At 69.4% G+C, this 9,315-nt stretch carries 8 protein-coding genes; 6 read left to right on the forward strand and 2 right to left on the reverse strand.

The window, feature by feature from the left end; translation table 11 throughout:
- Positions 1-2,622, reverse strand: a 2,622-nt coding sequence (locus KBA23_RS13965) for a hypothetical protein (protein WP_290741953.1), incomplete at its 3' end; no start/stop codon positions are given.
- Positions 2,623-3,005: 383 nt separating this feature from the next.
- Between KBA23_RS13965 and dtd the strand changes: the two genes are divergently transcribed.
- Genes dtd through KBA23_RS13985 form a run of 4 tightly spaced genes read left to right on the forward strand, consistent with a single transcriptional unit; the run spans position 3,006 to position 6,715 of the window.
- Positions 3,006-3,449 carry a D-aminoacyl-tRNA deacylase gene (gene dtd / locus KBA23_RS13970; protein WP_290741955.1) on the forward strand — a complete coding sequence of 148 codons (444 nt, stop codon included), beginning with the start codon at positions 3,006-3,008 and terminating at the stop codon, positions 3,447-3,449.
- Between the two features lie 58 nt (positions 3,450-3,507).
- Complete coding sequence (locus KBA23_RS13975) at positions 3,508-3,990, forward strand: MarR family transcriptional regulator (protein ID WP_290741957.1); 483 nt, start codon at positions 3,508-3,510, stop codon at positions 3,988-3,990.
- The gene (locus KBA23_RS13980) at positions 3,987-5,177 is read left to right on the forward strand and encodes an HlyD family secretion protein (RefSeq protein ID WP_290741959.1); all 1,191 of its coding nucleotides are present in this window, start codon (positions 3,987-3,989) and stop codon (positions 5,175-5,177) included. Before KBA23_RS13975 ends, KBA23_RS13980 begins: the two co-directional genes overlap by 4 nt.
- Complete coding sequence (locus KBA23_RS13985) at positions 5,174-6,715, forward strand: DHA2 family efflux MFS transporter permease subunit (protein ID WP_290741961.1); 1,542 nt, start codon at positions 5,174-5,176, stop codon at positions 6,713-6,715. Before KBA23_RS13980 ends, KBA23_RS13985 begins: the two co-directional genes overlap by 4 nt.
- A 45-nt stretch (positions 6,716-6,760) precedes the next feature.
- On the opposite strand, the gene KBA23_RS13990 is transcribed toward KBA23_RS13985, so the two are convergent.
- Positions 6,761-7,171, reverse strand: coding sequence for a DUF1178 family protein (locus tag KBA23_RS13990; RefSeq protein ID WP_290741963.1), 411 nt, complete (start codon positions 7,169-7,171; stop codon positions 6,761-6,763).
- Positions 7,172-7,292: 121 nt separating this feature from the next.
- Between KBA23_RS13990 and KBA23_RS13995 the strand changes: the two genes are divergently transcribed.
- Positions 7,293-8,555, forward strand: coding sequence for an ATP-binding protein (locus KBA23_RS13995; protein WP_290741965.1), 1,263 nt, complete (start codon positions 7,293-7,295; stop codon positions 8,553-8,555).
- A 129-nt stretch (positions 8,556-8,684) separates the two neighbouring features.
- Positions 8,685-9,315: phosphate signaling complex protein PhoU (phoU, locus tag KBA23_RS14000; protein WP_290741967.1), on the forward strand; the 631-nt coding region annotated here is incomplete at its 3' end.

A 9,315-nucleotide genomic window follows, 5' to 3' on the forward strand; every position in this document is an offset into this window, starting at 1 on the left:
GACGTTGACGATGGCCGCGCCGGCGTCGATCTGCGCCTGGCTGATCGCCACCGTCTCCTGGTAGGTCCAGGTCTCGCCGACGTCGAGCTTGCCGTCGCCGTCGGTGTCGCCGCCGACGAAGTCGGGGCTGAAGTCGTCGCCCGCGCCCGGCGTCGCGTTGTCGTCGGTCACCACCACCTCCGACAGCGCCGCGTTGCCGGTGTTCGTCACCTCGTAGCTGTAGGTCACGGTCCCCGGCGCCGACACGCTCGCCACGCTCGCCGTCTTCTCGATTTGGACGCCAAGGACGGCGCCGAAGTAGTGGCTGTCGTCGGTGTCGACGGGGTTCGCCACGTCGGCGACGGTGGCGCCGTTGGCGTATGAGGCGGTGCCGGTCGCCGTGCCGGTGTTGGCGTACTGGCCGGCGACCGCGACGCCGGTCGCCTTGTAGACCCAGGTCTCGCCGTATTCGAGGATGCCGTCGCCGTCGTCGCCCGAGTCGTAGACCGGCGTCACGCCCGACTCGCTGTCGGTGACGACGATGTCCTTGAGGAAGGTCGTGCCCGCGCCCGGGTCCGGGATCGAGACGTGGTAGGTCCAGGTGACCGGGTCGCCCGGGGTGATGAACGGACCCGTCGGGGTGTCCGCGTCAACGCCGTTGGTGAACTTCTCGATGTCGATCTTCGCCTCGTAGCGGATCGGCGCGTTGGCGTCGAAGCGGATCACCTCCTCGCCGCCGACGCGGAGCGCGCCGGTGTTGATGACGGAAGTGGTGAGATCGGGAAGGTCGGCGAAGTCCTTCACGATGGTCTTGAACTTGATGGTCTGGGTCTCGCCCGGGTTGGCGCCGACCCGGCCGGAGATCGCGTTGGTGTTGGTGAAGCCCGCACCGTCGAGCGGGAACCCGCCATCGTCCGCAATCGCTTCGAAATTGGTGCCGTTGTTGTAGGTGTAGACCGTCGAGCCCGCGACGTAGTCAGAGACGTTGAAGATGTTGGCGCCGGTGATCGGGTCGACGATGTTGAACCCGCCGGCGGCCACGTCGACCCGGCCGAAGTTCAGGATGGTGATCGTCCATTCCAGCACGTCACCGGGGTCGACCTGGCCGTCGCCGTCCTTGTCGCCGTTGGCGGCGAGCGCGACCGACTTGCCGGCAGTCAGCTCGGGCAGCGGCAGCACGGCCGAGCCCATGTCGAGGGAGTTCGGCTGATTGTTGACGACCGCCGGATCCTGGCCCCAGGCGACGGCGATGTCGACCGGGTCGCCGTTCGCGTCGGTCGCCCAGATCGTGGCGCCCGACATGTTCTGGTCGTTCTCGGAACCGGCCCCGTTGTCCGCGATCTTCACGCCCTGCAGGGCGTTCACCGCGATGGTGCGGTCGGCCGTGCCGTTGCCGTCGAAGTCGACGAAGAGCGTTGCGTTCTGGGTCGCGGTGACCCAGACCACGCTGTAGCTCGGGACGGCGCTGCTGTTCGGGGTGTTGCCGTAGCCGAGGCCGACCAGCGCCTGCGAGGTGAGCTGGTCCGCCGGGATCAGCGGATGGCCCCAGTCGTACGTCTCGCCGGCGCCGGTGGTGTCGGTCTGGGTGATGGCGTAGAAGTCGCCGTCCGTACCGTTGGCGTTCGTGGTGTGGAAACGCGCGCCGGAGTTGTTCGGGACGCCGTTCGAGAGAACGGACCCGCCTGCCGGGATGTTGATGATCTGGGCAGTGGGGTTGCCCGCGACGCTCATGGTCACTTCGATCGCGACGTTGTTCGGGTTGTAGAGCCAGACGCGCGTCGCGTTCCCGCCGATGCTTCCGAACACGGGCGTGTAGTAGTCGTCGCTCCACTGGTCGCGCGGCGACAGCGCGTAGGAGCGCGACTCGTAGCTCGAGCCGACGTCGCCGGTGAAGATGTTGGCCTGCACCGCGTTCGTGGCGGTGATCACGTCGCCCTGGTCGATGTCGGTCAGACGGATCGACTCGCCGGCGTCGATGAAGCCCTGGGAGACCGAGTTGAGGAAGACCTCGGTGTTGTCCACGGACGCCATGACGTGGATCGAGGTGAGCTCGAACGGATCGGTGTCGTTAAAGTTAAAGATGCCCGTGTTCTCGCCCACCGGGGCGACGAAGGTCGTGCCGTAGCGGTCGGTGGCGAAGACCTCGGTGTCTCCGGCGAGGAGCGAGCCGGGCGTGCCGTTGGTCGCGCCGTTGTTCGTCGGGTAGGCCGCGCGCACCACGGTGACGGGGAACGACACGACGATCCGGTCGCCGCCGTCGAAGGCGAACGTCGTGCCGATGTCCCCCAGCTTGACCGGGTTCTCGAGGATGATCGACTCGCCGCCGGCGAAGACGTCGCCGGCGGGCAGACCGGTCACGAATCCGGAGAGGCCGCTGCTGGCGCCGGGGAAGTTGTTGGCGGCGATGCCGTCACCCCAGACCGACGTCGAGGAGCCGGGCGCGTTGACGTAGTCGAGGTCGTAGCCGTCCTCCCAGTGGTCGTACCAGATCACCGTGCCGGGCGCCGCTACCGCGATGGCGATCAGCGTGCGAATGTAGCCATTATCGCTGCTATCGACTTGTCCGCTGTTGATCCCCTCGAAATCGAGGATCAGGTCGGATTCGCGCATCGGCACGTAGTAGGTCTGGATCGGCGTCGCCATGGTAAGAGATCCCCCTCGGACCAATATTTCCCTGTCGTGCGCGTATCGATGCGCGCACGGTGCTGGTTTACTGACAACTCCGGACATCCGGCAGGAACACTGCCAGACGCCAGAAGCGGCGTTACGGACGTGAGGAGGCCATATGTTAACTTATTTGTGGTCCACCCCTGCGCCGGAAGATGGATTGGACGAAATAATCTGTCAACGCTGTTTTTTTATTAACTTTTTAGGTGAGATGACGCGAAGACCGCAATCGCAAAAGGCGCAACCCGTCCGCCCCGCCCCCGGGAACGGAACCGCTCGTGGTCGCATGAGTGGACCTGCTAGAGAGGGAGGGAACGCGGAGGCCTCCCCATGACCTGCCCACGTTTCGCGAGTATGCGATGCGCGCCCTGATCCAGCGCGCGGCGTTCGCCCGCGTGCACGTCGAGGGCAGAATAGTCGGCGAGATCGGCCCGGGAGTGCTGGTTTTCCTGTGCGCAATGCGCGGAGACAGCCCCGCTGAGGCGGAAAGGCTGGCGCGCAAGACGGTCGACCTTCGCATCTTCCGCGACGAGGCAGGCCGGATGAACCACTCGCTGCGCGACACGGGCGGCGCTGCGCTGGTCGTCAGCCAGTTCACCCTGGCAGCGGAGACGCGGGGAAACCGGCCCGGATTCTCCGCGGCTGCGAGCCCGGAGGACGGCCGCCGGCTGGTCGATCTTTTTGCCGAGGCGGTGCGCGCGCGGGGCGTGAACGTCGCCCTCGGGGTGTTCGGCGCGAAAATGAGTGTCGAACTGGTTAACGACGGGCCGGTCACGATCTGGCTCGACACCGAGCGGAGTTGACGCCGGACGGGCCCGATCACCCTTGAATATAATATTCCGGCTTATTATATCTACCGCCATGAACCCGGCCCATCCGCCCCTCGGCTTTCTGCTGTCCGACGCCTCGCGGCTCCTGCGCCGGCGTTTCGAGCAGGCGAGCCGCGACCTGCCCATGACCATGGCCCAGCTCCAGATTCTCGGCCGCCTTTCCAAGGCGGAGGGGATCGGTCAGGCCGCGCTCGCATCGCTGCTCGATCTCGAGCCGATGACGGTCAGTCGCCATATCGACCGCATGGAGGCCGCGGGATTCGTCGAGCGCCGGCCCGACCCGAGCGACCGGCGGGCGCGGCGGCTCTACACCACCGAGAAGAGCCGCGCGATGATGCTGCCCATGCGCGAGCGGGCGGCGGTCATCTACGAGCAGGCCCTCGCCGGCCTGTCCGAGCCCGAGCGCGTCGCGCTCCGGATCGCGCTCGAGACCATCGCCAGCAACCTCACCGGAGCCGAGGACGCCCCCGGCGCCGCGCCCGCCGGCGACCTTGCGGCGGAGAGGATCGCATGAACGCCCGCCCGGACCGCCGCGCCGTCGCCGAGGCCGAGCCGCTGCCGGCAGCCCCTGCCCCCGACGCGGCCGTTCCGGAGACGCCGCCGCGTCCCGGCCGCCTGCGCCGGAACCTGCTGATCGCGGCGCTGCCGCTGACGCTGGCGGTCGGCGGCGGCTACGTCTGGGTCTCCGGCGGTCGCTTCGTCTCGACCGAGGACGCCTACGTGAAGCAGGACCGCATCTCGGTGCTGCCGCAGGTCAGCGGCCAGATCGCCCGCGCGCTCGTCGCCGAGAACCAGCCGGTCGTCGCCGGACAGACGCTCTTCGTCATCGACGACGCCACCTACCGCAACGCGGTCGAGGAGGCCGCGGCCCGGCTGGAGACGGCGCGGCTCGATGTCGAGCGGCTCAAGGCCGCCTTCGCTCAGGCGAGCTCCGAAGCCGGGACCGCCGGCGAGGCGCTCGCCACGGCCGAGACCCGCGACGAGCGGCAGCAGTCGCTGCTGAAGTCCGGGGTGGTCGCGCAGGCGGCGGCGGACGAAAGCGCGCTTGCGCTTCAGGAGGCCCGCGGCGCGCTCGCCGCGGCGCAGAGCCGGGTGGTGAGCGCCCGCGCCGCGCTGGCGGGCGACCCGGAAATCCCCACCGACAGGCACCCGGCGGTGTTGCAGGCCCTGGCCGCGCTGCACGCGGCGGAACTCGACCTCGCGCATACGGTGATCACCGCCCCGACGGCGGGCGTCGCCGCGCAGACGGTGCGGCTGCAGGCCGGCCAGTACGTCACGCCGGCGACGGCGGTGATGGCGCTGGTCGCGACCGGCCACACCTGGATCGAGGCGAACTTCAAGGAAACCGACCTCGCCCACATCGCGCCGGACCAGCCGGTCGAGGTCCGCATCGACGCCTGGGGCGACCGCCCGCTTCTGGGCGCGGTCGATTCCATCGGCGCCGGCACCGGCTCGGAATTCGCGCTGATCCCGGCGCAGAACGCCAGCGGCAACTGGGTCAAGGTCGTGCAGCGGGTGCCGCTGCGCATCCGGCTCGAGCCCGGGCAGGACCTGCCGCCGCTGCGCACCGGCATGAGCGCGCTCGTCGAGATCGACACCGGCCACGCCCGGGGTCTGCCGGCGCCGGTCCGCTCCATCCTCGCGGCGGTCGGCCTCGCCGACCCGGCGGTGGCCTCCACGCCGGTCCCGGCCGCGCCATGAGCGCCGCCGCAGCGACGCCGGGCGCCCGCCCGGGGGTCGCGCACAAGGGGCTGATCACCGTCTCGATCATGCTCGCGACGATCATGCAGGTGCTCGACACCACGATCGCGAACGTGGCGCTGCCCTCGATGCAGGGCTCGCTCGGGGCGGCGCAGGACCAGATCACCTGGGTGCTCACCTCCTATATCGTCGCCGCGGCGATCATGACGCCGGTCACGGGCTGGCTCTCCGACCGGATCGGACTGCGCGAGCTGTTCATCGCCTCGACGGCGGGCTTCGTGGTCGCGTCGATGGCCTGCGGCCTCGCGACGAGTCTGGGGGAGATGATCCTCTTCCGCATCCTCCAGGGCCTGTTCGGCGCCGCGCTGGTGCCGCTGTCACAGACGGTGCTGCTCAACATCAATAGCCGCGAGGACCACGGCAAGGCGATGGCGATCTGGGGCGCCGGGATCATGGTCGGGCCGATCATCGGGCCGACGCTCGGCGGATGGCTGACCGACAGCTTCGACTGGCGCTTCGTCTTCTATGTGAACCTTCCGGTCGGACTGCTCGCCCTCGTCGGCCTCGTCATGTTCCTGCCTCGCTCCGAGCGGCGGCGGCGGAGCTTCGATTTCTTCGGCTTCGCGATGCTGACGATCGCAATCGGCGCGCTCCAGCTGATGCTCGACCGTGGCGAGCAGGTCGGCTGGTTCGACGCGCCGGAGATCTGGATCTACCTCGGCCTGACGCTCTCGGGCCTCTGGGCCTTCGTCCTGCACGTCACGGGGCGGGAGCATGCCTTCATCGACACCCACATCTTCCGCGACGCGAACTTCGTCACGGCGCTCGCGATGATCTTCATGGTCGGCGTCATCCTGCTGTCCGGCCTCGCGCTCCTGCCGCCGCTCCTGCAGGGGGTGATGGGCTACCCGGTCGTCACCACCGGCATGGTTCTCGCGCCGCGGGGCGTCGGGACGATGATCTCGATGATCGTGGTCGGGCGGATCGTCGGCAAGGTCGACCCGCGCCTCCTGATCCTGGCCGGGCTGTCGCTGACCGTGCTGTCGCTCTGGCAGATGACCCGGTTCTCGCCGCTGATGGACGCGCGCCCCGTCGTCGTCTCGGGCGTGGTGCAGGGGCTCGGGCTCGGGCTCGTCTTCGTGCCGCTCTCGACGATCGCCTTCGCGACGCTCGAACCGCGGTTCCGCGCCGACGCGGCGGCGCTCTTCAGCCTGGTGCGCAACATCGGCTCCTCGGTCGGGATCTCCGTCGTCGCCTCGGAGCTTACCCGCAACATCATCGTCAACCGGGCGGAGATGACGGCGAAGCTGACCGAGTTCAGCCCGCTCGTGGATCAGGTGAACGCCCTCGGCCTCGATCTGACGACGAGCATCGAGGTGCTGAACGCCCGCATCCAGGCGCAGGCGGTCTTCGTCTCCAACATCGACGACTTCAAGCTGATGATGTGGGTGACGCTCGCGGTGATCCCGCTCCTCGCCTTCATGCGCAAGCCGCGCCATGCCGCCCCGGACGCCGCCGCCGCGGCGGCGATGGAGTAGACATCCTCTCCCGGCTCGCCCGGTGGGAACGCCGGCGTTCGAAGATCAGTTCGTCTTGCGGTCGCGACTCCAGGGAAGCTGCGCGATCGGAATCCCCTCGTCGATCAGCGCGCGCGCCTCCGAGGGGCGGGCCTCGCCGATGATCGGACGAGCCTCCGCCTCGCCGGCATGGATGCGCCGCGCCTCGTCGGGGAAGTCGCGACCGACGTTCTCCGACGTCGCCTCGACCCGCCGGCGCAGCTCGGCGAGCGCCTGCTCGGACGCCGACGCCGGACCCGTGAGTTCGCCCCCGGCCGTGCGCACCCGCGGGGCCATCAGATCCTTCTCGACCCGCGCATCGCCGCAGACCGCGCAACTCAGCAGCGCGGCTCCCTGCAACCTGTCCAACTCCGCGCCGGACGCGAACCAGCTGTCGAAGCTGTGTCCCTCGGCGCAACGTAGGGCGTAGCGGATCATGGCCTCTCGATTCCGGTCTTCACTGGAAAGGTAGGCATCGTTCCGGCCGAAGCAATCCCGCTTCCGGCCCGGCCGGTCGCCTGCTAAGGGATGCCCCGCCTCGAAGCGGTGCGGAGGAAGCATGCCGAACCGGCGCGACCTCGCGCTGTCCGCGGCCGTGGTGGGAGTGACAAGCGCCCTCGCCGCCGCGCTCGCGCTCGGCCCCGCCGCGGCCCTCGCCTTCGGCGCGGCCACCGGTGTCGGGCTCGGCGCCGTGCTCCGCCGTCCCCGCCCCGGCCACGGCGACGACCTTGCCCTCGCGCCGGGCGGCGGAGCGACCGGCGGCGCCGCGCCGACGCCCGTGCGCGCTCTCATCGCCACGATTCCGTCGCCGCTCCTGGTGATCGGCCGGACCGGACGCATCGCCTACGCCAACCCCGCGGCGCTGCGCAGCCTGCCCCGTCTCCAGGACGGGACGCATTTCGCGAGCCATATCCGGGCGCCCGCCTTCGTCGAGGCGGTCGCCGCGACGTTCGCGGACGGCGGCGAGCGCAGCCTCGAATTCGCGGCCCGCCACGGCGCGGCGGAGCGGGTCTTCGAGGCGCGGGTCGGCCTCCTGCCGCCGGAGGCCGGCTTCGGCCGCGAGCCGCACGCGCTCGCGCTCGTCGAGGACCGCACCGAGGCGCGCCGGCTCGAGGCGCTGCGCACCGACTTCATCGCCAACGCCAGCCACGAGCTGCGCACCCCGCTCGCCTCGGTGCTCGGCTACATCGAGACCCTGCAGAACCACGCGAAGGAGGATCCGGCGGCGCGCGAGAAGTTCCTCGCCATCATGGCGCGCGAGGCCGGGCGGATGCGGCGGCTCGTCGACGACCTGATGTCGCTCTCCCGCATCGAGATGAGCGAGCACCTCCGCCCCGCCGAGCGGGTCTCGCTGACCGCCATCGCCGGAGAGACCGCCGCCGCGATGGTCCCCCTCGCCGAACGCGAGGGAGTGTCGCTCGAAGTCAGGCTGCCGGCCGAGGACGCCTTCGTCCTCGGCGACCGCGACCAGCTCGCGCAGGTCTTCGCCAACCTCGTCGACAACGCTATGAAATATGCCGGACCGGGCAGCCGGGTCCGCGTGCTCGTCGCCGAGCCCAGCCCCGCCCAGCCGGGGCGGCACGGCGTGACCATTGCCGACGACGGCCCCGGCATACCGCGCGAGCACCTGCAACGGCTGACCGAGCGCTTCTATCGCGTCAACGCCGCGTCGAGCCGCGCCAAGGGCGGGACCGGCCTCGGCCTCGCGATCGTCAAGCATATCCTGAACCGCCACCGCGGCCGGATCGAGATCGCCTCCACCGAGGGAAAGGGCTCCGCCTTCACGGTCTGGCTGCCCAGGGCCGAGGAAGCGAGCGCCTGACGCAAGCGGCTTCCCAAAGCCCGAGGTTCACAAAACCGTCGCAGAACCGCAATACTCGTGTCGCCGCCCGTCATATACTGGCGACAGGAAACAGGAGGGTCCGCGGCGCGCCCGCGGGTTGGACGTCACATGGCGCATATCGTCTCCAGCTTCGACGAGGATCTCGTCCAGGTGCAGGCACGGATCTCCGAGATGGGCGGGCTCTGCGAGGAGCTGCTGTCCAAATCCCTCGAATCCGTGCAGAATCGCGACCCGCGGCTCGCGCGCGAGGTGATCGAGCGCGACCGGGCGCTCGACGCGCTGGAAAGCGCCCTCGAGGAGCAGATCGTCAAGGTGATCGCGCTGCGCCAGCCGATGGCGGCCGACCTGCGCGTGCTGATCTCGGCGCTGAAGATCGCCAACACGCTGGAGCGGATCGGCGACCTCGCCAAGAGCATCGCCAAGCGGGCGATCCCGCTCTCGTCGACGCGGACGGTCAAGCTCACCAACTCGATCGTGCGCATGGGCCGGGCGACGCTCGCGCAACTCTCCGACGTGCTGAACGCTCACGCCGCACGCGACATCGACGTCGCGGTCCAGATCTGGAATCAGGACTACGAGATCGACGAGATGTACAACGCGATCTTCCGCGAGCTCGTCACCTACATGGTCGAGGACAGCCGCCTGATCGGCGTCGGCGCGCATCTGCTCTTCCTCGCCAAGAACCTCGAGCGCATCGGCGACCACACCACCCATATCTCGGAGATGATCTACTACATCG

This window comes from Amaricoccus sp., assembly GCF_017995835.1.
Classification (GTDB): Bacteria; Pseudomonadota; Alphaproteobacteria; order Rhodobacterales; family Rhodobacteraceae; genus Amaricoccus.

Excerpts from the sequence above, each read along its gene's own strand:
- KBA23_RS13975 (WP_290741957.1), top strand. The coding sequence starts at position 3,508 with ATGAACCCGGCCCATCCGCCCCTCGGCTTTCTGCTGTCCGACGCCTCG.
- KBA23_RS13985 (WP_290741961.1), top strand. The coding sequence starts at position 5,174 with ATGAGCGCCGCCGCAGCGACGCCGGGCGCCCGCCCGGGGGTCGCGCAC.
- dtd (WP_290741955.1), top strand. The coding sequence starts at position 3,006 with ATGCGCGCCCTGATCCAGCGCGCGGCGTTCGCCCGCGTGCACGTCGAG.
- KBA23_RS13980 (WP_290741959.1), top strand. The coding sequence starts at position 3,987 with ATGAACGCCCGCCCGGACCGCCGCGCCGTCGCCGAGGCCGAGCCGCTG.
- KBA23_RS13990 (WP_290741963.1), bottom strand. The coding sequence starts at position 7,171 with ATGATCCGCTACGCCCTACGTTGCGCCGAGGGACACAGCTTCGACAGC.
- KBA23_RS13995 (WP_290741965.1), top strand. The coding sequence starts at position 7,293 with ATGCCGAACCGGCGCGACCTCGCGCTGTCCGCGGCCGTGGTGGGAGTG.